The sequence below is a fragment of the Pseudomonas chlororaphis subsp. piscium genome, from assembly GCF_003850345.1.
In the GTDB taxonomy this organism is placed as follows: domain Bacteria; phylum Pseudomonadota; class Gammaproteobacteria; order Pseudomonadales; family Pseudomonadaceae; genus Aquipseudomonas; species Aquipseudomonas piscium.
Genome location: NZ_CP027707.1, coordinates 4,539,661 through 4,564,926 on the forward strand (window position 1 = coordinate 4,539,661; position 25,266 = coordinate 4,564,926).

Genomic DNA, 25,266 nt, shown 5'->3' on the forward strand with positions numbered 1-25,266 from the left:
TTCCTTGACTGAATCACTGACCCCAGGAGTCGCGCAGGGTCACGGTACGGTTGAATACCGGAGCGCCCGGTTTCGAGTCCTTGATATCCGCGCAGAAGTAACCTTCGCGCTCGAACTGGAAACGGTCTTCCGGCTGTGCGTTGCCCAGCGAGGGTTCGGCACGACAACCAGTGAGGACCTGCAGGGAGTCAGGGTTGATGTTGTCCAGGAAACTTGCGCTGTCTTCGGCCTTCTCCGGGTTCGGCGAACGGAACAGACGGTCGTACAGGCGCACTTCGCACTCGACGCTGGCGGCGGCCGGCACCCAGTGGATCACGCCCTTGACCTTGCGCCCTTCCGGGTTCTTGCCCAGGGTGTCCGGGTCGTAGGAGCAACGCAGCTCGACGATGTTGCCGTCGGCATCCTTGATCGCCTCGTCGGCGCGGATCACGTAGCTGCCGCGCAGGCGCACTTCGCCAGCCGGCTCCAGGCGCTTGTAGCCCTTTGGCGGCTCTTCCATGAAATCGTCACGGTCGATGTAGATTTCACGGGCGAACGGCAGTACCCGCACACCCATGTCTTCTTTCGGGTGGCGCGGCAGTTCGAGGTTCTCGACCTGGCCTTCCGGGTAGTTGGTGATCACCACCTTCAGCGGACGCAGCACGCACATGGCGCGCGGGGCGCTGTGGTCGAGGTCGTCACGGATGCTGAATTCCAGCATGCCGAAGTCCACCATGCCGTCGGAACGGTTGGTGCCAACCATTTCGCAGAAGTTGCGAATGGATTTCGGCGTGTAGCCACGACGACGGAAGCCCGACAGGGTCGACATGCGTGGGTCGTCCCAGCCGTTGACGTGCTGTTCGTCCACCAGTTGCTTGAGCTTGCGCTTGCTGGTGATGGTGTAGTTCAGGTTCAGGCGGCTGAACTCGTACTGGCGCGGCTGCGCCGGCACCGGCAGGTTCTCGAGGAACCACTCGTACAGCGGACGGTGGCTTTCGAACTCCAGGGTGCAGATCGAATGAGTGATGCCTTCGATGGCGTCCGACTGACCGTGGGTGAAGTCGTAGTTCGGGTAGATGCACCACTTGTCGCCGGTCTGGTGGTGATGAGCATGGCGGATGCGATACATGATCGGGTCGCGCAGGTTCATGTTCGGCGAGGCCATATCGATCTTGGCCCGCAGCACGCGGGCGCCGTCCGGGAATTCACCCGCCTTCATGCGGGCGAACAGGTCCAGGTTCTCTTCCACCGAACGGTCGCGGAACGGGCTGTTCTTGCCCGGCTCGGTCAGGCTGCCACGGTATTCCTTGGCCTGCTCGGGGGTCAGGTCGTCGACATAGGCCTTGCCCGTCTTGATCAGCTCCACCGCCCAGTCGTGCAACTGGTCGAAGTATTGCGAGGCGTAGCGCACCTCACCGGACCACTCGAAGCCCAGCCACTTGACGTCGCTTTCGATGGCGTCGATGTATTCCTGGTCTTCCTTGGCCGGGTTGGTGTCGTCGAAACGCAGGTGGGTGACGCCGCCGAATTCCTGGGCCAGCCCGAAGTTCACGCAGATCGACTTGGCGTGACCGATGTGCAGGTAGCCGTTGGGCTCCGGCGGGAAGCGGGTCACGATCTGTGTGTGCTTACCCGAGTCCAGGTCCGCCTGGATGATCGGGCGCAGGAAGTTGACCGGCACGGCCGGTCCGGTCTTGGAATTCGAGGTAGGGTCGACAGTGGGCTTGCTCATAGGATCCTTGAACGTACAAGTGCGCGGCCGGTGCGGCCTGATAAATCAAAACGGATATCATAGCCGATGCGGTCAAGCCCCTGACAGAGCGGGCTTTAAATCTGCCGCGATTAATCCGTCGCAAATGAAAAAACAGCCTCGAATTTCACGCCCGTCACGCTAAACTGCGCACCTTGGCGGATTTTTGCCAGCGCGGTTCCGGCCCGCGGGCCCCAGGCCTGCCTCCCGGAACCCGGGAATTCCTTGAAAACGCTCCTCCTTATAAAGAGTACCGATCATGACTCAAGTCAAACTGACCACCAACCACGGCGACATCGTGCTGGAACTGAACGCCGAGAAAGCCCCGGTCACCGTGGCCAACTTCGTCGAATACGTTAAAGCCGGTCATTACGAAAACACCGTATTCCACCGCGTCATCGGTAACTTCATGATCCAGGGCGGCGGTTTCGAGCCAGGCATGAAAGAAAAGAAAGACAAGCGTCCAAGCATCCAGAACGAAGCCGACAACGGTCTTTCCAACGACAAGTACACCGTCGCCATGGCCCGCACCATGGAGCCGCATTCGGCTTCCGCGCAGTTCTTCATCAACGTCGCTGACAACAGCTTCCTCAACCACAGCGGCAAGACCGTCCAGGGCTGGGGCTACGCGGTATTCGGCAAAGTGGTCGCCGGCACCGAAGTGGTCGACAAGATCAAAGGCGTGGCCACCACCATGAAGGCCGGCCACCAGGACGTACCGGCAGAAGACGTGATCATCGAGAAAGCCGAGATCGTTGAGTGATACTGCTGATTTCAGATTTGCATCTGGAAGAGGAGCGCCCGGACATTACCCGGGCGTTTCTGGATTTACTGGGCGGGCGTGCCCGCTCGGCGCAAGCGCTGTACATCCTGGGAGATTTCTTCGAGGTCTGGATCGGCGACGACGCCATGACCCCCTACCAGCTTTCCATTTGCCAGGCACTGCGCGAGCTCAGCGACAGCGGCACGCAGGTTTTCCTGATGCATGGCAATCGCGACTTCATGCTCGGCAAGGCCTTCTGCAAGGCCGCGGGCGCGACCCTGCTCAAGGACCCGAGCGTGGTCGACTTCTACGGCGAGCCGGTGCTGCTGATGCACGGCGACAGCCTGTGTACCCGTGACGAAGCCTATATGCGCATGCGCCGTTACCTGCGCAACCCGGTTTCGCTGTGGATCCTCAGGCACCTGCCGCTGCGCACCCGGCACAAGCTGGCGCGCAAGCTGCGCAACGAAAGCCGCGCACAAACCCGGATGAAGGCCAACGACATCGTCGACGTGACCCCGGACGAAGTGCCGCGGATCATGCAGGAGTTCAAGGTGCGGACCCTGGTCCACGGCCACACCCACCGCCCCGCCATCCACAAGTTGCAGATCGGCGACCAGGCCGCCAAGCGCATCGTGCTGGGGGACTGGGACCGTCAGGGCTGGGCCTTGCAGGTGGATGAACAGGGCTTTCAGCTGGCGGCTTTCGACTTCGTGCCGTCGCAGTTGGCGTTGCCCCGCTCAAGCCTGTAGCCGCAGGCTGCAATTAAGGCCCGGTGGGTCTTGCCTTCAATCGCCAACCCGTTCGCTCCGACAAGGATTGTGCAATCCCCTGTCGGAGCGAACAGGCTGGCGATAACCCCTCAAGCCCCACAAACCATCAATGCCCCGCCGACGCCGGCCCGGCCTTGGCCGTGAACGGCGGCTTGGCCAGCCACACCAGCAGAATCAGCCCCATGAAGCTCCAGCCCAGCAACGTGAAGTAGTCCACGGTGGACATCATGTACGCCTGGCCGGTCAGCACCTGGTCCAGCTGCGCGTAGGCCTGGTTGCTGGCACCGCCCAGGGTGCCCAGGGCATCGCGGGTAGCAGGTTCGAAGGTGCTGATGTGTTCGCCCATGTAGGCATGATGCTCGTTCGCCCGGCGGATCCAGATCCATGTGGTCAGCGAAGCGGCGAAACTGCCACCCAGGGTCCTCAGGAAGGTGGCCAGGCCGGCGCCATCGGCAATCTGGTGCGGCGGCAGGTCCGACATCAGGATGCTCAGGGTCGGCATGAAGAACAACGCCACGCCAATACCCATGAACAGCTGCACCAGGGCGATATGCTGGAAGTCCACCTCGTTGGTGAACCCGGCGCGCATGAAGCAGCTCAGGCCGATCGCCAGGAACGCCAGCCCGGCCAGCAAGCGCAGGTCGAACTTGTGCGCGTACTTGCCGACGAAAGGCGACATCAGCACCGGCAGGATGCCCATCGGCGCCACCGACAGGCCGGCCCAGGTCGCGGTATAGCCCATCTGGGTCTGCACCCACTGCGGCAGGATCAGGTTGATGCCGAAGAAGCCGGCATAACCGCCCACCAGCACAATGGTGCCGATGCGAAAGTTGCGGTGGGCGAACAGCCGCAGGTTGACCACCGGATGGCGGTCGGTCATTTCCCAGATCACGAACACCGCCAGGGCGATCAGCGAAATCAGCGTACCTATGATGATGAAGTTGGATTCGAACCAGTCCAGGTCATTGCCCTTGTCGAGCACGATCTGCAAGGCCCCAACGCCGACGATCAGGCTCAACAGGCCGATATAGTCCATCGGCTGGCGGCTGGTCACCACTGGCCGCGCCTTCAGCTGCTGCTTGACCACCCAGGCGGCGAACAGGCCGATCGGCACGTTGATGAAGAAGATCCACGGCCAGCTGTAGCTGTCGGTGATCCAGCCGCCGAGAATCGGCCCGGCAATCGGCGCCACCACCGTGACCATCGCCAGCAGCGCCAGGGCCATGCCCCTTTTCGCCGGCGGGTAGACCGCGATCAGCAGGGTCTGGGTCATCGGGTACAGCGGCCCGGCCACCACCCCTTGCAGCACCCGAAAGCCCACCAGTTCCGGCATGGAGGTGGAAATCCCGCAGAGAAAGGAGGCCAGCACGAACAACAGGGTGGCCCAGATAAACAGCTTCACTTCGCCGAAGCGCCGGCTCAGCCAGCCGGTCAGCGGCAAGGCGATGGCGTTGCTCACGGCAAACGAGGTGATCACCCAGGTGCCCTGCTCCGAACTCACCCCGAGGTTGCCGGAGATGGTCGGCAAGGCCACGTTGGCGATGGTGGTGTCGAGCACCTGCATGAAGGTCGCCAGCGACAGGCCGATGGTGCTGAGCAACAGGCTGGGCGGCGTGAAAGAGGCGTTATTGCTCATCGCGAATCCTATGAAGCGAGGCAGGCGCCGCGGCCGCTAGCGGCCGCAGCAGAGGGATCGGCGAATCAGCGCTGCGCGGTCTTGCCGATGGCGGCGCTGTTGTCGTGGATCAGGCGGGCGATCAGGGCATCGGCCTCGCCCAGTTGGCGGTCGTAGACATTGGTACTGAACGAAGCCTTTTGTGGCGGCTGCTGGGCCAGTACCGGGCCGCTCTGGTCGTGCAGGTCGACGTTGACCACCGTCGACAGGCCGACCCGCAGCGGGTGCTTGGCCAGTTCTTCGGCATTTACATGGATGCGCACCGGCACCCGCTGCACGATCTTGATCCAGTTGCCGGTGGCGTTCTGCGCCGGCAACAGGGCGAAGGCACTGCCGGTACCGGCGCCCAGGCTGTCGACGGTGCCGCTGTACTTGACCTCGCTGCCGTAGATATCGGCCTCGATGTCCACCGGCTGGCCGATGCGCATGTCACGCAGCTGGGTTTCCTTGAAGTTGGCATCGATCCACAGCTGGTCCAGGGGGATCACCGCCATCAACGCGGTGCCCGGCTGTACTCGCTGGCCCAGTTGCACGGTGCGCTTGGCGACATAACCGGTCACCGGGGCGATCAGCGTGCTGCGGGCGTTGGTCAGGTAGGCCTGGCGCAGTTGCGCGGCGGCGGCCTGCACGTCCGGATGGTTGGAGACCACGGTGTCGTCCACCAGCGCGTTGGTGGTGTTGAGCTGCTGCTGGGCATTGGCCAGGGCGTTCTGCGCCGAGGTCAGGTCATCGCGGGCGTGGGACAGTTCCTCCTGGGAAATCGCCCCGCTGCTGGCGAGGGTCCGGCGGCGGCTGAAGTTGTCCTGGGCTTTCTGCACTTCGGCCTTCTGCGCCGCCACCTGGGCACGCATGCCATCGACATTGCTGTACAGCCCGCGCACCTGGCGCACGGTGCGGGCCAGGTTGGCCTCAGCGCTTTGCAGGCCGACCTCGGCATCGTTGGGGTCGAAGTTGATCAGCACCTGGCCTTCGTGGACCAGGTCGCCATCGTCGGCGCCGATGCTGACCACCGTGCCGTTGACCAGCGGGGTGATTTCCACCACGTTGCCGTTCACATAGGCGTCGTCGGTGCCTTCATTCCAGCGTCCGTAGAGTTCATACCAGGCAAAGACCCCCAGCCCGCCCAGGACGATCAGCGCCACCAGGCCCAGCAGCATGACCTTGCGCTTGCGCGGGTTAGCGGCGTCCGAGGTGTTTTCAGGAGCGTTATTGCTTTCGGCAGTGGCCATGATGAGTACCTTGAATTATTGATTGCGCGAGGCTGGGGTCGGGGTGGCCGCGGCCAGATTGTCGGTCTGGAAACCACCGCCCAGGGCTTGCATCAGTTGGATCGACAGGTCGATCTGCTGGGCATTCAGGGTCGCCAGCTGACGCTGGGCCTGCAGTAATTGCTGCTCGATGCTGAGCACGTCCAGGTAATTGCCGATACCCGAGCCGTAGCGCTGGACCACGGTGTCGTAGGAGTCCTGGGCGATGTCGGTGGCGTGTTGCTGGGCGGCGATCTGCCGACCGATGTCACGCAACTGGGAGATGGTGTCGCTGACATCCCCCAGGGCAGTCACCAGGCTCTTGTTGTACTGCGCCACGGCCAGGTCGTAGTCGGCATCCCGGGCATCCAGGTCGGCACGCAGGCGGCCACCGTCGAAGATCGGCAGCGACACGGTCGGGGCGATGTTGAAGAAGCGGCTGGCCGATCCGAACATCGCGTCCCCCAGCAACGCTTGAGTACCGGCGGCGGCGCTCAGGTTGAGGTTGGGATAGAAGTTGGTCTTGCCGGCGTCGATGCTCTTGCTCGCCGCCTCGACCCGCCAGCGCGCGGCCACCAGGTCCGGACGGCGTCCCAGCAGTTCCGCCGGCAGCACCGACGGCAGCGCCACCGCGCTGGCCTGCAGGACTTTCGGCCGGGCGATTTCGTTGCCCCGGTCTGGGCCTTTGCCGAGCAATACCGCGAGGGCGATCTTGGCGCTCTGCAGGTTTTTCTCGGCGTCGATCAGGCTGGCTTCGGAGCTGGCCTCCAGGCTTTCGGTCTGCTGGTACTGATACTGGCTGTCGATGCCCGAGCCCAGGCGTTTCTGGCTCAGCTCGAGCATCTGCCGGGTGCGCTTGAGGTCTTCATCGGCCAGGTCATGGACGATATGCGCCTGGCCCAGGTCGCTGTAGGCCCGGGCCACGTCGGCGGCCAGGGTCAGTTGCGCGGCCTGGCGATCGATCTCGGCGGCACGGGCCTGGCCCAGGGCGGCTTCCCAGGTATCGCGCTGGCCGCCCCAGAGGTCGAAGGTGTAGTTGAAGTTGGCTGTCAGGCTGCGCAGGGTGCTGTAGTTGTCGCCCTGCCCGCTCGGGTCCTGCGAGCGAGCCAGGCGCGAGCGGCTGACGCTGCCGCTGGCATCCAGGGTCGGCATGCGCGCCGCATCCGCGGCATAGGCCGCCGCGCTGGCCTGGTGGGCACGGGCGCTGGCGATCTGCATGTCGGGGCTGTCGTGCAGGGCTTCGCGGATCAGGCCATCGAGCTGTGGATCGCCCAGGCTCTTCCACCAGTCGCTCTTCGGCCAGGCCGCCGGCGACAGGGTCACGCCATTCAGGGATTGTCCGGCCTTGAGGGATTTGGCATCGAGGCTCACCCCTTCGGTTGTCAGGCCACTGTAGTTGGCACATCCGGCCAGGCTCATGGCCAGCAATACCAGGCTCAAACGGGCACGCAAGGTTTTACTGCTCATTTACTTATCACCTACCCGCAACACAGTGATCGGGTCACCGGCCGCCAGCAAAATTTTCTTGAGGAGCTGCTCCAGGGTTTTCAACTCTTCGGGGGTAATGGCGCCGGCCAATTCATTCATGGCGTCGGCGCCGATGTGCGGCAGACGGTCGGCGAGCTTCTGGCCCTCCTCGGTGAGCACCAGGCGCACCTGACGGCGGTCGTGCTCCGAGCGTTGGCGGGCAAGGAAGTCCTTCTGCTCCAGGCGATCGAGCATGCGGGTCATGGAACCGCTGTCGAGGGACAGGTGGCGGCAAAGCTCGGCCGGGGTGTCGACGCCGAACTGGGCCATGATGATCAGCACCTTGAACTGCGCGGCGGTGATGCCGTGGGGTTCCATGTGGGTGTCGATGATCCGGTCCTTGAGCAGGGCCGCGCGGCCCAGCAAGAGCCCGAGGTGGCAATTTTGGAAACCGTCTGGGGTGAAGTGCTTCATCTGACCACCTGTTAGCTGCCTAGGCAGCGAAAGTATGTCGAGATGTTACTGCCTAGGCAGCCAATATCCAAACAATAATTAGCATGCTTACTATTAAGCTAATTAATGGGAAAGTCTTGAAATCGAAAAAATCGGGGGAAGAAATACCGGCTGGAGGGTTGCTGCTTGGTGGTAGCCAGTCCCCTCGCCAAAGGGGACTGGATTGCCTACGGCTATCAGAAGTCGCGCTTGTAGAAAATATCCAGCGAGCTGGCGACGCCGCTGGCCGCTTCCAGGTAGACCTTTTTGCTCAGCTTGTAGCGCAGGGCGATGGTGTTGGCCGGCTCGAAGACCCCCACCCCGTAACGCAGGCTGAGGCGTTCGGAGATATTGCCGCTGGCCACTACGCTGGTGGTGTTGCCGCTGCCCTGGGTGTCGAGCTGGAAGTCGTCGATCCCCAGGTCCTTGGCCAGCCCGCCGGTGATGTTCGAGCTGCCCATCAGGCCAAGGCCCAGGGCGGCTTGCGCCAGCATGTTGTTGTCCTCGCCGGTGGTGCTCAAGGGACGCCCGAGCACCAGGTAGGACAAGGCCTGCTCCTGGCTCATGGCCGGCTCCGAGAAGATCTGCGTGGTCGGCTGTTCGGCGCTGCCACTGAGGCGGATACCGGCGATCACGTCATCGGTCTGGCGGATCGCCTCGATGTCCAGGTACGGCTGGTCGATCGGCCCGGCGAACAGCAGGCGTGCCCGGCGCACGGTCAGGCGCTGGCCATAGGCCCGGTAGCGACCGTCGTTGAGCCACAGCTCGCCACGGGTGTCCATGTTGTCGCCGATGTGTACATGGCCTTGCAGGTTGGCGGTCAGGCCGAAACCGGTGAAGCTGAGCTTGTCCTCGCCAACCACCACGTCGATGTCCATCGCCATGGCCATCGGTGCTTTGCCCTCCTCGGTCTGGTGGCCGATGATCACGGTGTCGTCCGACACCTTGACCGTCGACGGCGGCAACTCCCGAACGGTGATTTCGCCCTTGGGCACCTGGACCTTGCCAGCGATCGCCAGCTTGTCGTCCTTCATCGAGATCTTCAGGTCCGGCGCCACGTCCAGCACCGCATAGGGCTCGACGGTGACCGGCAGCTGCGAGCCCTTGAGGCTCAGGTCCACCACCAGCGCCTGGCCCCAGGCGATATTGCCGTTCAGGCTGCCCTGCCCGGCTTTGCCGCTCTTCCAACCGCCGTTCAATTGCACGCTTTCACCAGAGATCAGTGCCTGCAATTGCAGGTCCTGGAGGCTGATGGGCAATTCAGGGCCGGAGACTTCACCACCGCTGAGGGCCAGGTTGCCATTGACCTGCGGCGCCAGCAGACCACCGGAGATGCGCCCACTGCCGTTCAGGGTGCCGGCGAGCTTTTCGACCATCGGCACGAACGGCCGCGCCACCGCCAGGTCCAGGCCGCTGAGGCGGAACTCGCCGGACAGCGGCTTGTTTTTCGGCAACGGATTGATCTGCGCCTGCAGCATCAGTTCACCGAGCTTGCCGCCGCTGAACGCCAGCTGCGTATCGATACGCTTGGGGTTGAGGGTGGTGTCGATTTTCAGCGTCTGATACGGGAAGTCCAGCCACTGCTGCTTTTCCTTGACCCGTAAGGTGCCGCCGCTGGCGTCCAGCAGGATCCGCCCTTGCGGGCCACCAGCCGGTACGTCCAGCTTGATATCGGCGTTGAGCCGGCCCTTCCAGGCGAAGTCCTTGGGCAACCACTGCGCGAGGCTGTCGATCGGGAACTGCTTGAGGTGGTAACGCAACTTGGGCTCGGGCATCAGCCGCTGATCCTCGCCACACAGGCTGGCATCGCCGCTGGCCCAGCAATGGGCGCCGAAGTTGAGCTTGCCGTCGGCCAGGTATTCGAGCTTCGCCGGAGCTTGCAACCTCCAGTCCTGGCCACCGGTCTGGATATCGCCGCTGGCCAGGCGGCCGCGCCAGTTGCCCTGGTCCAGCTTGCCGTCCAGGCCCAGCGCCAGTTTGAGCTGCGGGCCTTGCAGGTCCAGTTGCAGTTTCTGGTTCTTGATATCGCCCTGGCCGCTGGCCGTCAGCGTCCCCAGCGAGGTTTCACCGACCTGGATGCCGCCCCCCTTGAGGTCGATCCGCGCCCGTTGCGCGCTGTCCAGGTTGGCATCGAGCTTGAGGCTCTGCAGGCGATTGTCGGCGAACACCAGTTGCTGGCCTTGCAGGTCGAGCTTGCCCTGCGGCGCCTTCAGGATGCCGGCCACATCGAGGCGGCCGTTGAGCTGGCCACGCAGCTCGGGCCACAGCTGGCCAAGACGTGGCAGCTTGATATCGAGCTGCCCGGCCAAGCGTTGTTGCAGGCGGCCGGAACCATTGATGCGGTTGTCGCCCAGGCGGATGTCCAGCGCGCTCAGGTTCCATTGCTCGCCTGCGCCATCGGCCTTGGCCTGCAGCACCACGGGCTGGCCGCGCAACTTGCCCTTGAGGTCGAGGTCGGCGTTGAGCTTGAGTTGCTCATTCTTCATCTCACCCTGGCTGCGCAGCGGCCCGGCCAAGGTGCCCGGCAGCTCGGCGACCCAGTACGCCGGGTTGATCGCCGACAGGTCCAGGGCGGTATCCCAGGCGATGCCATCGGCGAATTGCAGGTTCAGGTGGCCTTCGGCCTTGCCCTGGCCGGCCGCCAGCTTGAACTGGGGCAGGAAGATTTTTGTCAGGTCGCCACTGAACGGGCTGCTGAGGCTGAACGCCCCCGCCGGGCCATCGAGGTCGCCCTTGAAATTGCCCAGGTAGTTGCCATCGCGGTAGGCGATTTCAGCATTGAAACGGCGCACCGCCACCGCGGGTTCTTCGATCAGCGGGTACAGGCGATGCCAGGGGAAATCCAGCCAGTCGAGCTTGGCTTCGGCATTCAGGCCCTGGCTCCAGTCCAGTTGGCCCGTCAGCTTGAGGTTTTGCTTGTCGTTGGCGGTCAGGTCCAGCGCGGCGATCTGCGCCCCCTTGGCGTCGACCTTGCCTTGCAGCGCCAGTGCCACCGGCCCCTGCTCGGCCGGCAGGGTGGCCTTGCCCAGCAGTTGGTAACCCGCCTTGAGGTCACCTTTGCCGGTCAGCTCCAGCTGATTGAGCATCAGGGTGTCGGGCAGGTCGGCGCTGGCCTTGAAGCCATCGGCGGTGATCCGTACCTGGGCCGGCAGGTTCTCCACCAAAGGTTGCAGCTCACCGCTCAATTGGCCTTGCAGATAACCGCTGCTGTCGGCCGCAAGCCTCAGGGTCTTCAACAGGTCGCCATCGACCTTCAGCGCCAGCGCCCAGGGTTCGCTGCCGGGCGCCCGCAGGGTCAGGGTACCGGTGGCGCTCAATGGCCAGTCGCCACTGGGCGACAACAAACCCGAAAGATTGAGGCTGAGGTCGTCGCGCTGCAGGCTCACCGAGTCGATCTGCAGGCCCTTGGCCGTCCACTGCGCCGCCAGTTGCAGGCCCTTGAGCTCCTCGCTGCCATTGAAGTGCAGGCTGCCAACCCGCACCTGCCCCAGTTCGATAGCCAGGGGCAGCTGCAGATCCGGCAGGCTGATCGGGCCGCTGCTCTCTTCTTCCGCACCCGGCGGGAATTGCAGGCTGACCTGCTCCACGTCCAGTTGCTCGATGCACAGGGTCATGCGCATCAGGCACGCCGGCGACCAGGCGAATTTCGGCGCCTGGAGTTCGACCCGGCTGCTGTCCTGCTGCCACAACAGATGATCGGCGCTCCACTGCCCGCCCAGGCGGCCGGCGAAGTTCTCCACCGTCAAACCCGGCACCAGGCCCAGGGCCCAGCGACTGCCGGCCTGGGTGCCGAGTATCGAAGCCAGCGCCAGTACCAGCACCGCCACCAGCGCAAGCAGCACCAGTAGCGCAATCTTCAAACCACGCTTCACAGCTCTGGCCCCATGGAAAAGTGCAAGCGAATGCCGCCGTCATCGTCCAGCGCATGGGCCAGGTCGAGGCGGATCGGCCCCACCGGGGACACCCAGCGCACACCGACACCGACCCCGGTCTTGAGGTTCGGCAGTTCAAGTTTGTCGAAGGAATTGCCCTGATCGACAAAGGTCGCCAGGCGCCATTTCTCCGCGATGGAGTACTGGTACTCGACACTGCCGGCCACCATGTAGCGCCCGCCGATCCGGTCGCCGTCGGAGTTCTCCGGCGACAGGCTCTGGTAGTTGTAACCGCGCACGCTCTGGTCGCCACCGGCGAAAAAGCGCAGGGACGGCGGCACCTTCTTGTAACCGTTGGTGGCGCTGCCGCCGAACTGCACCCGGCCGAGAAACCGATGGTTGTCCCACACCGTGGTCAGGCCCTTGAGCAGCACGGTGCCATACAGAAGGTTGGTGTCCGAGCCCAACCCTTCCTTGGCCACCTTGCTATCGAATTGCAGGCGATAGCCGTTGTGCGGATCGATGCGGTTATCGCTGCGCAGGTAGGAATAGCTGACGCCGGGCATCAACAGGTTACTCAGGCCCGAATCGTCGCCGAGCCGGTATTCCTCGCGCTGCCACTTCAGCGAGATGACCCGCTGCCAGCCGCTGGGCAACTTGCTGTGCCACTCGGGGCCGAGGGTGAGCAACTTGCTCAGGGTGTCGGTATTGGCGATCTCTTCGTTCTGATAGCCACCGGCAAAACGCAGCTTGTCGGTCAACGGCGGGTCCAGCGGTATGTCGTAGAACAGGCCGACGTTCTGCCGCGGCGCGGAGACTTCCGTTTCCCAGCCATAGCTGTGGCCCTGGGCGTTGACCCAGTGCCGGGTCCAGTTGGCCTTGGCCCGTGGCCCGACGTCGGTGGAGAAACCCAGGCCCAGGCCCATGGTGCGCGGTTTGCGCGTTTCCAGCTGGACCGCCACCGGAATCACCTCGGCGGCGGCCGCGGTCGGTGCCGCGTCGACCCGCACGCCTTCGAAGTAACCGCTCGATTGCAGCGCCTGGTTAAGCTCGGCGATCAGTTCGGAGTCGTAGGGAGTACCGGCCTTGAACGGCACCATGCGTTGCAGCAGGTCTTCGTCGAACGGCGTGTCGCCGGCAAAACTGACCTTGCCCAGGGCGTAACGCGGACCGCTTTCGTAGACCAGCTCGATATCCGCCACCCCAGCCTGGGGGTCCACGGCCAGCTTCTGCCGGGTGAAACGCCCGCTGAAAAAGCCGTAGCGCGACGCCTGGTTCTGGATCAACCGCTTGGCGTCTTCGTAATGACCGTGATTGAGGACCGCGCCGCTTTTCAGCTGATCGCTCCTGGGCACACGAAAACCCTTGAGGGAGGCCGCCGGGCCGTCGAGCCGGATGGTGACATTGCGCAGATGCACCGGCTCGCCAGGATCGATATTCAGCACCAAGCGCGGCTTTTCGCCGCCTTTGACTTCGCTGCTGATCTGCGGCTGGTAGTAGCCCAGGGCCTGGGCGGCCTTGCGGGCCTGCTCCTCGGCGCCACGGCTGAAACGCAGCAGAGCCTCCTCGTCGCGATCGCCGACCCCGCCAATGTAGCCCTCCACATTGGCCTTGAGTTCATCGTTAGAGGGTTTGACCCTGACGTCCAATTCGCTTTGCGCCAGTGCCGCACAGCTTGTGAACAGCAGCAACAAGCTGCTGGTGAATCTTCCTGAAAACTTCATAGGCGCGAATGCTATCACGAGCTGGGAGCCTGATAGAGCGCACAAATGTGAGGAAAGTTCTATTCAGCCGGTCGCGCTTTGCAGAACCTGCGGGTTGGCGTGAAAGAAAATGTGCTCGCGGACCGGGCCGACGGCGATCTCGCCAATCTCTTCGTAACCCTGGCGCTCATAGAACGCCAGGTAACGCGGGTTGCCGGTGTCCAGCACCACGCCCTGGGAATGTTCGTCCACCGCGCACCAGTTGTGCACCGCCTGCAGCAATTGCTCACCGAAATGCTTGCCCTGGAACTGCGGATGAATTCCCAGCAGCGGCAGCACATGCACCGCATCGCTGGGCAGGCAACCCAGCACCGCCGCGTGATAGTCCAGGTAGCGCCGGGTACAGCGGAAACCGGTACTGAGCACCATGCGCAGGCGCCAGGCCCAGCTCTCGGTAATGCCCAGGCGACGCTGGGGCGGCGCGATCAGGGCGATACCGATCAACCGGTCGTTGACCAGCAGGCCGATGGCCGGCAGGTCCTGAATGAAGTGCTGCTTGACCAGTTCACGCACCGTGGCCCGCACCCGTTGTTCGTAACCCGGGCGTTCGGACTCGAACAGATAGGCGAAGGTCGGCTCGTGACGATAAGCCTGATACAGCAGGGAACGGGCTTCGCGGGCATAGCCGCTGTCGAGCATATGAATGTCGGCGATGGCAGTCGAGGTTTCAGGCATGGCGATTGGTCTCCCCCTGGGCCCGGCTTGAAGTGGCCGCGCTGGATGACGGCAAACTTGTGCCAGTTCTTGGTGTGCTCATAGCTACGAGCCTTGCAGGCCCGCAATCGTTCCACTGCGCGCTGCTCATGGACCTTAGCAGCGCATCCTTCCTGCCGCCACGCTGGCCGCCGGGCGACTTGTCGGCTAGCATCGCAGTTTTGCCAGGACCGCCGACCATGAAGATCGTCTCGTTCAACATCAACGGGCTGCGTGCCCGCCCCCATCAGTTGGCGGCGCTGATCGAAAAGCATCAACCGGACGTCATCGGCCTGCAGGAAACCAAGGTATCGGACGACCAGTTCCCCCTGGCCGAAGTCCAGGCACTGGGTTATCACGTGCATTTCCACGGGCAGAAAGGCCACTACGGTGTCGCCCTGCTCTCGCGTCAGGCGCCGCTGGCGCTGTACAAGGGCTTCGAGGGTGACGAGGAAGATGCCCAGCGGCGTTTTATCTGGGGCACCTTCGCCGACGTCGATGGCACCCCGGTGACCATCATGAACGGCTACTTCCCCCAGGGCGAAAGCCGCGACCACCCCACCAAGTTCCCGGCCAAGCAGCGTTTCTACAGCGACCTGCAGCACCTGCTGGAAACCCGTTTCAGCAACGAGCAGCCGCTGGTGGTCATGGGCGACGTGAACATTTCCCCGGAAGACTGCGACATCGGCATCGGCCCGGACAGCATGAAACGCTGGCTGAAAACCGGCAAGTGCAGCTTCCTGCCAGAAGAACGCGAGTGGATGGCCCGCCTGAAGAACTGGGGCCTGGTGGACAGTTTCCGTCACCTCAACCCAGAGGTGGCCGATCGATTCAGCTGGTTCGACTACCGCAGCCGCGGCTTCGAGGACGAGCCCAAGCGCGGCCTGCGCATCGACCTGATCATGGCCTCCCGCGGCCTGCTGCCACGGATCAAGGATGCCGGGGTCGACTACGACCTGCGTGGCATGGAGAAACCTTCCGACCACGCACCGATCTGGCTCGAACTGAGCTGATCGCCAGGCACAAAAAAGCCCATCCTGCGATGGGCTTTTTTTATTGCTTCAGCGTCTCAACACAGCTCGACCCGAGTGCTGGTGCCGACCCGCATGATGGCCTCGATGGCGGACTCACGGGTCGGCTCCGAGTCATACAAATGGCTGACCAGGATCACCTCCTTGCCGGCCTTGAGATTGAAGTAGGATTTGCCACCAGGGGCGATCTTCTTTTCGTAACTACCCGGGGACGTGCAGTGCTTGCGGAACAGCGCGATGGCTGCCTCGACACTCTCACGACAAGGGTAACGGTCGCTTTGAAGCATGGTCTGCGCGTCCTTGGACTTCAGCAAGAACCTGAAACCTCCGCTGCCATATTGCTTCAGCTCGAACCAGCCACTCATTTCATACTCCTTTGACACAAGCAAATTGCAGCCAGGGCTGCATCGACGCCTGGTGACGACGAGAGTCGGCGTGCGCCAATTCCCCTCCAGACAAAGTTTTCAACTCTACTGAGCCCGCCGAGCCGGGTCTTTAAGAGCATTCTGAAAAGCCATGGGAAGGCTCTGGTTACCCTCATCAACTGTCACATCCCCGTCACCTCCCTGACTTAATCTCGCCGCACTCGCTCCCGCCATAGAAGGCCATCGCCGCATGTCACGCGTTTCCACCGTCAGTGAACGGGACCTCTGGTGCCGCACCCTCTGCCTGCTGCTGGTCGGCTTCGTCTGCTACGCCCTACCCTGGTCGGTGTTCGCCGCCCTGCCCCTGGCCGGCGACAACCAGCCGGTGCTGCGCATCCAGGGCTCCAACACCATCGGCGCCGCGCTGGGTCCGGCCCTGGTCAAGGGCCTGATGCAAGAACAGGGTTTGCTCGACATCCGGATCGAGGCGGCGGGCAAAGACAACGAGCGTCGGGTGACAGGCCAGGATGCCCAGGGCCGGCGCGTTCTCGTCGAGATCGCCGCCCATGGTTCCAGTACCGGCTTTGCCGCGCTGAAGAACGCCAGCGCCGACCTCGCCGCCGCATCACGACCGATCAAGGACAGCGAACTGGTGGAACTGGAAGCCCTCGGCGACCTGAAAGACCCCGACGCCGAACAAGTGATCGCCATCGACGGCCTGGCCATCATCCTCCACCCGCAAAACCCGCTGGCGCGGCTGGACACCGAGCAACTGGCGCGGGTATTCAGCGGGGAGGTGAATACCTGGGAAGAACTGGGCGGCGTCGGCGGCGCCATTCACCTGTACACCCGAGATGACCGGTCCGGCACCTACGACACCTTCAAGGAGCTGGTGCTGGCCCACCGTGGCAAGAACCTGAGCGCCACGGCGAAACGCTTCGAGTCCAGCGAGCAACTCTCCGACGCGGTCAGCCACGATCCCCAGGGCATCGGTTTTATCGGCCTGCCTTATGTACGCCAGGCCAAGGCCGTGGCGCTCGTCGACGGCGGCTCGCAACCGATGTTGCCCCTCGACAGCCTGATCGCCACCGAGGACTACCCGCTGTCCCGGCGCCTGTACTTCTACCTGCCGCCCGATCAGCAAAACCCCTGGGCCCGCGCCCTGGTGCGTTTCGCCCAAAGCGCCAGAGGCCAGGCCATAGTCGCGGCCAACGGCTTTATCGCCCAGACGGTGCTGGCCATGAGCGTCGCCCCCGCCCCGCAGATGCCCGAGGGTTACCAGGCCATCGCTCGGCAGGCGCAGCGCTTGACCGTGAACTTCCGCTTCGAGGAAGGCAGCGCCACCCTCGACAACAAGGCACGCCAGGATCTGGCGCGGGTCCTGGATTTTCTCAAGCGGCACGACAAGCTGAACAACCGTGTGACCCTGGTCGGCTTCGGCGATGCCAAGAACGATCCGGCGCGCGCGGCATTGCTGTCCAAGCTGAGAGCCATGACCGTGCGCCGGGAGCTGGTGAGAAACGGTGTGGTGCTGCGCGAGATTCGCGGTTTTGGCGCGCAGATGCCGGTCGCGGCCAATACCGCGGACGAGGGGCGGATCAAGAATCGGCGGGTGGAGGTCTGGGTGTATTGAGGGAAGGAAAATCGGCGATCCGACTTGCCCGCGATCGCTTTCAGTGCCCGCTACGCAGCATTTCCTTGGGCACGTACTTGCCGATTTCAAACTTACCGATGGCCGCGCGGTGCACTTCGTCCGGACCGTCGGCCAAGCGCAGGGTGCGCTGCATGGCGTACATGTAGGCCAACGGGAAATCGTTGGACACCCCGGCCCCGCCATGAATCTGGATGGCCCGGTCGATCACCTTCAAGGCCACGTTCGGCGCCACCACCTTGATCTGGGCGATTTCGCTTTTCGCCACCTTGTTGCCGACGGTGTCCATCATGTACGCCGCCTTCAGGGTCAACAGGCGCGCCATGTCGATCTCCATCCGCGAGTCGGCGATCTTGTCGACGTTGCCGCCCAGGCGCGCCAACGGTTTGCCGAACGCGGTGCGGCTCACCGAACGCTTGCACATCAATTCCAGCGCACGCTCGGCCATACCGATCGAACGCATGCAGTGGTGGATCCGGCCCGGGCCAAGGCGACCCTGGGCGATCTCGAAACCACGGCCCTCGCCCAGCAGCACGTTCTCGTACGGCACCCGCACGTTGTCGAACAGCACTTCGGCATGGCCGTGGGGCGCGTCGTCATAACCGAACACCGGCAGCGGCCGGACAATCTTCACCCCGGGGGTGTCGACCGGCACCAGGATCATCGAATGCTGCTGGTGGCGCGGTGCGTCCGGGTTGCTCAGGCCCATGAAGATCAGGATCTTGCAGCGCGGATCGCAAGCGCCCGAAGTCCACCACTTCTTGCCGTTGATCACCCATTCGTCGCCATCGCGCACGGCGCGGGCGGCCATGTTGGTGGCGTCGGACGACGCCACGTCCGGCTCGGTCATGGCGAAGGCGGAACGGATCTCGCCGCGCAGCAGCGGCTCCAGCCAGCGTTGCTTCTGCTCTTCATTGGCGTAGCGCACCAGCACTTCCATGTTGCCGGTGTCCGGTGCCGAGCAGTTGAAGGGTTCCGGCCCCAGCAGGGAGCGGCCCATGATTTCCGCCAGCGGCGCGTATTCGAGGTTGGTCAGGCCGGCGCCGAGTTCCGACTCGGGCAAGAACAGGTTCCACAACCCCTCGGCCTTGGCCTTGAGTTTGAGCTCTTCCATGATCGCCGTCGGCTGCCAGCGATCGCCTTCGGCGACCTGGCGTTCGAACACCGCTTCAGCCGGATAGACATAAGTGTCCATGAACGCGGTCACGCGTTCACGCAGTTCCTGAACCTTGGGTGAATAGGCGAAATCCATGGGCAGCTACCTTCTTGGCAAGGTGGTTGAGGGCATGGAACCGATGCTAGAACAGCTTACGAAAATTTACCTAGCCTATTCTCGGCGTGTATTAACATTCATCACCGATATATGATTGACTGATCGTGCAGGCCATCAGTCCATCCCTCCCGGCCCTAACAATAAGAGTGCAGCGCAATGAATCTGAGCAAGGTCGACCTCAACCTTTTCATCGTCTTCGACGCGATCTACACCGAAGCCAACCTGACCCGCGCCGGGCAGATCGTCGGCATCACTCAGCCCGCTGTCTCCAACGCCCTGGCCCGCCTGCGCGAAACCTTCAACGATCCGCTCTTCGTGCGGACCGCCCAGGGCATGGTGCCCACGCCCATGGCGCAGAACATCATCGGCCCGGTGCGCAACGCCCTGTCGCTGCTGCGGGTATCGGTGCAGGAAAGCCGCATCTTCAACCCCTTGCAGGCGGTCAAGACCTACCGCATCAGCATGACCGACCTGACCGAGGCGGTGATCCTGCCGCCGCTGTTCCAGCGCCTGCGGCGCCTGGCCCCCACGGTGATCATCGAGAGTTTCCTGTCCAAGCGTCGGGAAACCACCAAGGAACTGGCCGCCGGCCGCCTGGATTTCGCCGTCGATGCCCCGCTCAACACCGACCCGCAGGTCCGCCACGTCAAGCTGATGGAAGACCGCTATGTCTGCGCCATGCGCAAGAGCCACCCGCTGGCGAACAAGGAAAAACTCAGCCTCGACGACTACCTGTCGCTGACCCATATCCACATCTCCAGCCGCCGCAGCGGCCTGGGCTACGTCGACCTGGCCCTGGGCAAGATGGGCATCCAGCGCAAGATCGCCCTGCGCTCCCAGCATTACCTGATGGCCTCGCAAGTGCTGCAACAGACCGACATGGTCATGACCGTGCCCGAGCGCTTCGCTCGGCGCCACGACTTGCAGGCGTTCAACCTGCCGGTCAACGACGTGCCGCCGCTGGAAACCCACCTCTACTGGCACGAAAGCACCGACCAGGACCCGGCCAACCGCTGGATGCGCGAGCAGATGATCGAGCTGTGCCAGCAGGTGACGGCCCACGAGAAGAAACTCGAGAAGTAATCTGTAGGAGCGAGGCTTGCCCGCGATAAGGGAGAACGTGGTGGTTCAGGGAAACCTCAGCGTATCCATCGCGGGCAAGCCTCGTGCCTGCGGATAGGGTTGCATCTTGCTTGACGTATACGTCAACCTCGAATTAGCTTAACGCCAAGACCTTTTTCGAGTGCCCCCATGAGCAGCCAGACCTACAGCATTTCCGACCTCGCCCGCGAGCTCGACATCACCACCCGGGCCATCCGCTTTTATGAGGAACAAGGCCTGCTCGCCCCCGAACGTCGTGGCCAGGAACGCATCTACTCGCCACGGGACAAGGTCAGCCTGAAGCTGATCCTGCGCGGCAAGCGCATCGGCTTCTCCCTGGCCGAATGCCGCGAGCTGATCGAACTCTACGACCCCAGCAGCGGCAACCTGAAGCAGTTGCACAGCATGCTGGCGAAAATCGCCGAGCGCCGCGAACAGCTGGAGCAGCAGTTGCTGGACATCGAACAGATGAAGCTGGAACTGGACACCGCGGAAGAGCGCTGCACCCAGGCGCTGGAGCAGACCATCCAGAATCAGAAAAGCGCCGTGCAGTAACCACCCCGATTGCGGTCGCCCGCAAAGCGGCCGCACCAGTAACACAGATAATCTGCCAGACAGACCGTAGCGCCTGGTTTTGCGTCGACTTCGCCGACGATCGCAGCCTGCGGCAGCGGCTACATTAGTGCCCACTTAATATAGGTAAAGCTCTCATGTCCCTCCCCACCCATGTGCGCCTGGTCGAAGTCGGTCCTCGCGACGGTTTGCAGAACGAAGCCCAGCCCATCAGCGTCGCCGACAAGGTGCAACTGGTGGACGCCCTGAGCGCGGCCGGGCTTGGCTATATAGAAGTCGGCAGTTTCGTCTCACCCAAATGGGTGCCGCAGATGGCCGGGTCCGCCGAGGTGTTCGCGCAGATCCAGCGCAAGCCGGGGGTGACCTACGGAGCCCTCGCCCCGAACCTGCGCGGTTTCGAAGATGCCCTGGCCGCCGGGGTCAAGGAAGTCGCGGTGTTCGCCGCCGCCTCCGAGGCCTTCTCCCAGCGCAACATCAACTGCTCCATCAGCGAAAGCCTGGAACGCTTCGTGCCGATCATGGAGGCGGCGAAACAGCATGGCGTTACCGTGCGCGGTTACGTGTCCTGTGTGCTGGGTTGCCCTTACGAAGGCGAGGTAGCGCCGGAACAGGTCGCCGTGGTCGCTCGCGAGCTGTACAGCATGGGCTGCTACGAGGTGTCCCTGGGCGACACCATTGGCACCGGCACCGCCGGCGCTACCCGCCGCATGTTCGAGGTGGTGTCCGCCCACGTTCCGCTGGACAAGCTCGCCGGGCACTTCCACGACACCTATGGCCAGGCCCTGGCCAATATCTACGCCAGCCTGCTGGAAGGCATCGCAGTGTTCGACAGCTCCATCGCCGGGCTCGGCGGCTGCCCCTACGCCAAGGGCGCCAGCGGTAACGTCGCCAGCGAGGACGTGCTGTACCTGCTCAATGGGCTGGGCATCGAAACCGGTATCGACATGGAGCGCCTGATCCTCGCCGGCCAGCAGATCTGCTCCGTGCTGGGGCGCCCCACCGGCTCGCGCGTCGCCAAGGCCCGTTACCCAGGTTGAGGGGGGGTTGCCTGTTTCAGGGTGTTACCGGCCGCTCTGGCGCACGCTCGAAACGGGTAACACGGAAACAGTTTGTCGATTTTCTAGCGGTACAGATGAAATGCCATTTTTATCAAGCTGTTGATTTTAAAGGGCTTTAAAAAGTTGGCACGGCTTCTGCTATATCTCTGCCATAACAAGAATAAAAAGCAGCAAAGCTAATAAAAATAAGACGAAACGACTCTGACATAACAAAAACAACACGGCAGAGACGCAGCTAACAGATTTTTTTGGAGAGGATGTGTTTTCCAGGGTGTCTTTAACAATAAGAGCCACCCGCAACCGGGCAGAGAACAATAAAACTACCCCAAGGTAGCTCCCGAACTGGTTGGTCGCTGCGGCGAGAAAATAGATCAGCGCTCAAAAAAATACGTTTGCTCTTGATCCCGGATGGGGATCGCCAAAAACAGCGGTAAAGGGTAACGGTTGCCAAAAACAACAACAGACCGCCCCTCAATAATAAAAAAAGAGCACGCAACGACAAAAATTAAAGGGGAGCTTCGGCTCCCCTTTGTGCTTTCCGGCCTTCCTGTTTTCTTCCCCTCTCCTGCCCCCGGCTGCGACCTTTTGAGTGCTACCGCGAGCCGCCCCCGCAGGTATCGCAACCTTGCGGGAGCCTGCTGGAATGGGCTCAGGAACGCCCGCGCAACTCCTCGACACTGATCTCGCGCATCCTGAACTTCTGGATCTTGCCGGTGACGGTCATCGGAAACTCCTCGACGAACTTGAAGTAACGCGGCGTCTTGAAATGGGCGATACGCGCCTTGCACCAGGCCTGCAGCTCCTCCTCGCTGGCCGTGTGGCCAGGGTGGAACTTGATCCAGGCGACAATCTCTTCGCCGTATTTCGAGCACGGAATGCCAATCACCTGCACATCGGCCACCGCCGGATGGGTGAAGAAAAACTCCTCGAGCTCGCGCGGATAAATGTTTTCGCCGCCGCGGATGATCATGTCCTTGTTGCGCCCGGCGATGCACACGTAACCCTGCTCGTTCATGGTCGCCAGGTCGCCGGTGTGCATCCAGCCGGCCTGGTCGATGGCTTCGGCCGTGCCCTGGGGGTTGTTCCAGTAGCCCAGCATCACGCTGTAGCCGCGGGTGCACAGCTCGCCGATGGTGCCGCGCGGCACGATATTGCCCGCCTCGTCGATGATCTTGCTTTCCAGCTGCGGCTGGGTGCGGCCGACCGTGGTCACGCGCAGTTCAAGGTCGTCCGCCGGGCCGGTCTGCAATGACACCGGACTGGTTTCGGTCATGCCGTAGGCGATCTGCACTTCACTCATGTGCATCTCGCTGATCACCCGGCGCATCACCTCGATCGGACAGGTGGCCCCGGCCATGATCCCGGTGCGCAGGCTCGACAGGTTGAACTCGGCCCTTCGTGGCTGGTCGAGCATGGCGATGAACATGGTTGGCACGCCGTACAGCCCGGTGGCCCTTTCCTCGGCCACGGCGCTCAGGGTCAGCAGCGGATCGAAGGCATCGTTGGGGTAGATCATGGTGGTACCGTGGGTCACGCAGCCCAGGTTGCCCATGACCATGCCGAAGCAGTGGTACAGCGGCACCGGGATCACCAGGCGATCCTCGTGGCCCAGGCCCAGGCTCTCGCCGACCATATAGCCATTGTTGAGGATGTTGTAGTGACTGAGGGTCGCGCCTTTGGGGAAACCGGTGGTGCCGGAGGTGTACTGGATATTCACCGCCTGGTCGGGGTCCAGGCTGTCCTGGCGTTCGCGCAGCGCTTCGAGGCTGACGCCGGCCCCCAGGTCGGCCAGCTGCGACCAGGGCAGAAAGCCCGACGGCGGCTGCGCGTCGAGGCTGATCACGCCGCGCAAATCCGGCAGGCGCTCGCTCTGCAACTGACCGATGGACTGCTGCGCCAGCTCGGGCGCCAGGCCCTGGAGCATGGCGTGGTAGTCGGAGGTCTTGAACGCGCCGGCGCACACCAGCCACTGGCAACCGGACTGCTTGAGCACGTATTCCAGTTCGGAGCTGCGATAGGCCGGGTTGATGTTCACCAGGATCGCGCCGATCTTGGCGCTGGCGAACTGGCTGATGCACCACTGGGCGCAGTTGGGGGCCCAGATACCCAGACGGTCGCCGGTCTTGAGCCCCAGGGCCAGCAGCGCCCGGGCATGCAGATCAACGGTTTCGGCCAGCTGCTGCCAGCTGTAGCGCAGCTGCTGATGACGCACCACCAGGGCTTCGCCCTGCGGGTATGACGCCACCGTGCGATCGAACGCCTGACCGATGGTCAGCGCCAGCAAGGCTTTGTCCTGCGTGCCGCGAGTGTAGCTGCGCCCCGGCGCGGATGCGAGTTGATCCATGATGACCCCTATTGTCTTTATTAGTGGGTAAGCATGAGCCAGGCATGTAGCGAAGGAGCCTGGCCCCCAGCGAAAACGCCCTTACTCTGGCGCAAGTTGACGTTTACGTAAAGGGTGATTGACAGCCACCCGTCGCAGGCTTACGTTAACGTAAAGGTGAGAGCCGGATCACCCGCTCTCCACAGCCCGACTCCCTTACATAAAAACAAGTTTGAAGGTGCCCCCATGAGCTATCCGACCCTGAACTTTGCCCTCGGCGAAACCATCGACATGCTCCGCGACCAGGTGCAGGCCTTCGTCAAGGCCGAGCTGGCGCCACGGGCGGCACAGATCGACGTCGACAACCTGTTCCCCGCCGACATGTGGCGCAAGTTCGGCGACATGGGCCTCTTGGGCATCACCGTGCCGGAAGAATACGGCGGTGCCGGCCTGGGTTACCTGGCCCACGTGGTGGCCATGGAAGAAATCAGCCGCGGCTCGGCCTCGGTCGCCCTGTCCTACGGCGCCCACTCCAACCTCTGCGTCAACCAGATCAACCGCAATGGCAACCACGAACAGAAAAGCAAGTACCTGCCCAAGCTGATCAGCGGCGAACACATCGGCGCCCTGGCCATGAGCGAACCCAACGCCGGCTCCGACGTAGTCTCGATGAAGCTGCGCGCCGACAAGCGCGGCGACCATTACGTGCTCAACGGCAGCAAGACCTGGATCACCAACGGTCCCGACGCCAACACCTACGTGATCTACGCCAAGACCGACCTGGAAAAGGGCCCGCATGGCATTACCGCATTCATCGTCGAGCGCGACTGGAAAGGTTTCAGCCGCAGCAACAAGTTCGACAAGCTGGGCATGCGCGGCTCGAACACCTGCGAACTGTTCTTCGATGACGTGGAAGTGCCGGAAGAAAACATCCTCGGCATCCTCAATGGCGGCGTGAAGGTACTGATGAGCGGCCTGGACTACGAGCGTGTGGTGCTCTCCGGCGGCCCGACCGGGATCATGCAGGCCTGCATGGACCTGGTGGTGCCCTACATCCACGACCGCAAGCAGTTCGGCCAGAGCATCGGCGAGTTCCAGCTGATCCAGGGCAAGGTCGCCGACATGTACACCCAGCTCAACGCCAGCCGCGCCTACCTGTATGCCGTGGCCCAGGCCTGCGAGCGCGGCGAGACCACGCGCAAGGACGCCGCCGGGGTAATCCTCTACAGCGCCGAACGCGCCACCCAGATGGCCCTGGACGCGATCCAGATCCTCGGCGGCAACGGCTACATCAACGAATTCCCCGCCGGCCGCCTGCTGCGCGACGCCAAGCTGTATGAGATCGGCGCCGGCACCAGCGAAATCCGCCGCATGCTGATCGGTCGCGAACTGTTCAACGAAACCAAGTAAGGAAGCG

Annotated in this window: 19 protein-coding genes; 8 read left to right on the plus strand and 11 right to left on the minus strand. The window is 63.0% G+C overall.

What is annotated here, in order from left to right; genetic code table 11:
- Window positions 1-13: 13 nt before the first annotated feature.
- Window positions 14-1,711: a glutamine--tRNA ligase/YqeY domain fusion protein gene (locus C4K38_RS20415; protein WP_053279920.1), complete on the minus strand. Its 1,698-nt coding sequence runs from the start codon at window positions 1,709-1,711 to the stop codon at window positions 14-16.
- Between the two features lie 277 nt (window positions 1,712-1,988).
- On the opposite strand from C4K38_RS20415, the gene C4K38_RS20420 reads away from it, so the two are divergent.
- Complete coding sequence (locus C4K38_RS20420; RefSeq protein WP_007929634.1) at window positions 1,989-2,492, plus strand: peptidylprolyl isomerase; 504 nt, start codon at window positions 1,989-1,991, stop codon at window positions 2,490-2,492.
- Window positions 2,489-3,244, plus strand: coding sequence for a UDP-2,3-diacylglucosamine diphosphatase (lpxH, locus tag C4K38_RS20425; protein WP_041986260.1), 756 nt, complete (start codon window positions 2,489-2,491; stop codon window positions 3,242-3,244). The genes C4K38_RS20420 and lpxH overlap by 4 nt, the downstream gene beginning before the upstream one ends.
- A gap of 127 nt (window positions 3,245-3,371) precedes the next feature.
- Here lpxH and C4K38_RS20430 read toward each other — a convergent pair whose 3' ends face one another.
- From C4K38_RS20430 to C4K38_RS20460, 7 genes are all read right to left on the minus strand, one after another.
- A complete protein-coding gene (locus tag C4K38_RS20430; protein WP_025804722.1) occupies window positions 3,372-4,901 on the minus strand; it encodes a DHA2 family efflux MFS transporter permease subunit in 1,530 nt (509 codons plus the stop codon).
- A gap of 65 nt (window positions 4,902-4,966) precedes the next feature.
- The gene (locus C4K38_RS20435; protein WP_053279921.1) at window positions 4,967-6,169 is read right to left on the minus strand and encodes an HlyD family secretion protein; all 1,203 of its coding nucleotides are present in this window, start codon (window positions 6,167-6,169) and stop codon (window positions 4,967-4,969) included.
- A 15-nt stretch (window positions 6,170-6,184) separates the two neighbouring features.
- On the minus strand, window positions 6,185-7,654 hold the full coding sequence (locus C4K38_RS20440; protein ID WP_053279922.1) for an efflux transporter outer membrane subunit: 1,470 nt from the start codon (window positions 7,652-7,654) through the stop codon (window positions 6,185-6,187).
- Window positions 7,655-8,128: a MarR family winged helix-turn-helix transcriptional regulator gene (locus tag C4K38_RS20445; RefSeq protein WP_025804726.1), complete on the minus strand. Its 474-nt coding sequence runs from the start codon at window positions 8,126-8,128 to the stop codon at window positions 7,655-7,657.
- Window positions 8,129-8,343: 215 nt separating this feature from the next.
- Entirely contained in the window at window positions 8,344-12,018 is a 3,675-nt protein-coding gene (locus C4K38_RS20450; protein WP_053279923.1) for a translocation/assembly module TamB domain-containing protein, read from the minus strand.
- Window positions 12,015-13,742: an autotransporter assembly complex protein TamA gene (locus tag C4K38_RS20455; RefSeq protein WP_053279924.1), complete on the minus strand. Its 1,728-nt coding sequence runs from the start codon at window positions 13,740-13,742 to the stop codon at window positions 12,015-12,017. Before C4K38_RS20455 ends, C4K38_RS20450 begins: the two co-directional genes overlap by 4 nt.
- Before the next feature lie 63 nt (window positions 13,743-13,805).
- Window positions 13,806-14,456 (minus strand): GNAT family N-acetyltransferase, encoded by a 651-nt coding sequence (locus C4K38_RS20460; protein WP_053279925.1) that lies wholly within the window; start codon window positions 14,454-14,456, stop codon window positions 13,806-13,808.
- Window positions 14,457-14,674: 218 nt separating this feature from the next.
- Between C4K38_RS20460 and xthA the strand changes: the two genes are divergently transcribed.
- Window positions 14,675-15,487, plus strand: a complete 813-nt coding sequence (xthA, locus tag C4K38_RS20465; protein WP_053279926.1) for an exodeoxyribonuclease III — start codon at window positions 14,675-14,677, stop codon at window positions 15,485-15,487.
- Window positions 15,488-15,543: 56 nt separating this feature from the next.
- Here xthA and C4K38_RS20470 read toward each other — a convergent pair whose 3' ends face one another.
- A complete protein-coding gene (locus C4K38_RS20470; RefSeq protein WP_053279927.1) occupies window positions 15,544-15,870 on the minus strand; it encodes a YegP family protein in 327 nt (108 codons plus the stop codon).
- 250 nt (window positions 15,871-16,120) lie between these two features.
- Here C4K38_RS20470 and C4K38_RS20475 point away from each other — a divergent pair, with 250 nt between their 5' ends.
- Window positions 16,121-17,503 (plus strand): substrate-binding domain-containing protein, encoded by a 1,383-nt coding sequence (locus C4K38_RS20475; protein WP_053279928.1) that lies wholly within the window; start codon window positions 16,121-16,123, stop codon window positions 17,501-17,503.
- Window positions 17,504-17,543: 40 nt separating this feature from the next.
- Here the strand turns inward: C4K38_RS20475 and C4K38_RS20480 are convergent, their stop codons facing one another.
- Complete coding sequence (locus C4K38_RS20480; protein WP_016701915.1) at window positions 17,544-18,773, minus strand: acyl-CoA dehydrogenase; 1,230 nt, start codon at window positions 18,771-18,773, stop codon at window positions 17,544-17,546.
- 177 nt (window positions 18,774-18,950) lie between these two features.
- On the opposite strand from C4K38_RS20480, the gene C4K38_RS20485 reads away from it, so the two are divergent.
- The 3 genes from C4K38_RS20485 to C4K38_RS20495 all read left to right on the plus strand — a co-directional run bounded on the left by C4K38_RS20485 (window position 18,951) and on the right by C4K38_RS20495 (window position 21,505).
- Window positions 18,951-19,877 carry a LysR family transcriptional regulator gene (locus C4K38_RS20485; protein WP_009044615.1) on the plus strand — a complete coding sequence of 309 codons (927 nt, stop codon included), beginning with the start codon at window positions 18,951-18,953 and terminating at the stop codon, window positions 19,875-19,877.
- Window positions 19,878-20,045: 168 nt separating this feature from the next.
- Window positions 20,046-20,450, plus strand: a complete 405-nt coding sequence (locus C4K38_RS20490; RefSeq protein ID WP_007929654.1) for a MerR family transcriptional regulator — start codon at window positions 20,046-20,048, stop codon at window positions 20,448-20,450.
- A 155-nt stretch (window positions 20,451-20,605) separates the two neighbouring features.
- Window positions 20,606-21,505, plus strand: a complete 900-nt coding sequence (locus C4K38_RS20495) for a hydroxymethylglutaryl-CoA lyase (RefSeq protein WP_053279929.1) — start codon at window positions 20,606-20,608, stop codon at window positions 21,503-21,505.
- Window positions 21,506-22,175: 670 nt separating this feature from the next.
- Here C4K38_RS20495 and C4K38_RS20505 read toward each other — a convergent pair.
- Window positions 22,176-23,870: an AMP-binding protein gene (locus C4K38_RS20505; protein WP_053279930.1), complete on the minus strand. Its 1,695-nt coding sequence runs from the start codon at window positions 23,868-23,870 to the stop codon at window positions 22,176-22,178.
- A 225-nt stretch (window positions 23,871-24,095) separates the two neighbouring features.
- On the opposite strand from C4K38_RS20505, the gene C4K38_RS20510 reads away from it, so the two are divergent.
- Entirely contained in the window at window positions 24,096-25,259 is a 1,164-nt protein-coding gene (locus tag C4K38_RS20510; protein WP_053279931.1) for an isovaleryl-CoA dehydrogenase, read from the plus strand.
- The last annotated feature ends 7 nt before the right edge of the window (window positions 25,260-25,266 follow it).

Excerpts from the sequence above, each read along its gene's own strand:
- C4K38_RS20415 (WP_053279920.1), bottom strand. The coding sequence starts at position 1,711 with ATGAGCAAGCCCACTGTCGACCCTACCTCGAATTCCAAGACCGGACCG.
- C4K38_RS20420 (WP_007929634.1), top strand. The coding sequence starts at position 1,989 with ATGACTCAAGTCAAACTGACCACCAACCACGGCGACATCGTGCTGGAA.
- C4K38_RS20430 (WP_025804722.1), bottom strand. The coding sequence starts at position 4,901 with ATGAGCAATAACGCCTCTTTCACGCCGCCCAGCCTGTTGCTCAGCACC.
- C4K38_RS20435 (WP_053279921.1), bottom strand. The coding sequence starts at position 6,169 with ATGGCCACTGCCGAAAGCAATAACGCTCCTGAAAACACCTCGGACGCC.
- C4K38_RS20440 (WP_053279922.1), bottom strand. The coding sequence starts at position 7,654 with ATGAGCAGTAAAACCTTGCGTGCCCGTTTGAGCCTGGTATTGCTGGCC.
- C4K38_RS20445 (WP_025804726.1), bottom strand. The coding sequence starts at position 8,128 with ATGAAGCACTTCACCCCAGACGGTTTCCAAAATTGCCACCTCGGGCTC.
- C4K38_RS20455 (WP_053279924.1), bottom strand. The coding sequence starts at position 13,742 with ATGAAGTTTTCAGGAAGATTCACCAGCAGCTTGTTGCTGCTGTTCACA.
- C4K38_RS20460 (WP_053279925.1), bottom strand. The coding sequence starts at position 14,456 with ATGCCTGAAACCTCGACTGCCATCGCCGACATTCATATGCTCGACAGC.
- xthA (WP_053279926.1), top strand. The coding sequence starts at position 14,675 with ATGAAGATCGTCTCGTTCAACATCAACGGGCTGCGTGCCCGCCCCCAT.
- C4K38_RS20470 (WP_053279927.1), bottom strand. The coding sequence starts at position 15,870 with ATGAGTGGCTGGTTCGAGCTGAAGCAATATGGCAGCGGAGGTTTCAGG.
- C4K38_RS20475 (WP_053279928.1), top strand. The coding sequence starts at position 16,121 with ATGTCACGCGTTTCCACCGTCAGTGAACGGGACCTCTGGTGCCGCACC.
- C4K38_RS20480 (WP_016701915.1), bottom strand. The coding sequence starts at position 18,773 with ATGGATTTCGCCTATTCACCCAAGGTTCAGGAACTGCGTGAACGCGTG.
- C4K38_RS20485 (WP_009044615.1), top strand. The coding sequence starts at position 18,951 with ATGAATCTGAGCAAGGTCGACCTCAACCTTTTCATCGTCTTCGACGCG.
- C4K38_RS20490 (WP_007929654.1), top strand. The coding sequence starts at position 20,046 with ATGAGCAGCCAGACCTACAGCATTTCCGACCTCGCCCGCGAGCTCGAC.
- C4K38_RS20495 (WP_053279929.1), top strand. The coding sequence starts at position 20,606 with ATGTCCCTCCCCACCCATGTGCGCCTGGTCGAAGTCGGTCCTCGCGAC.
- C4K38_RS20505 (WP_053279930.1), bottom strand. The coding sequence starts at position 23,870 with ATGGATCAACTCGCATCCGCGCCGGGGCGCAGCTACACTCGCGGCACG.
- C4K38_RS20510 (WP_053279931.1), top strand. The coding sequence starts at position 24,096 with ATGAGCTATCCGACCCTGAACTTTGCCCTCGGCGAAACCATCGACATG.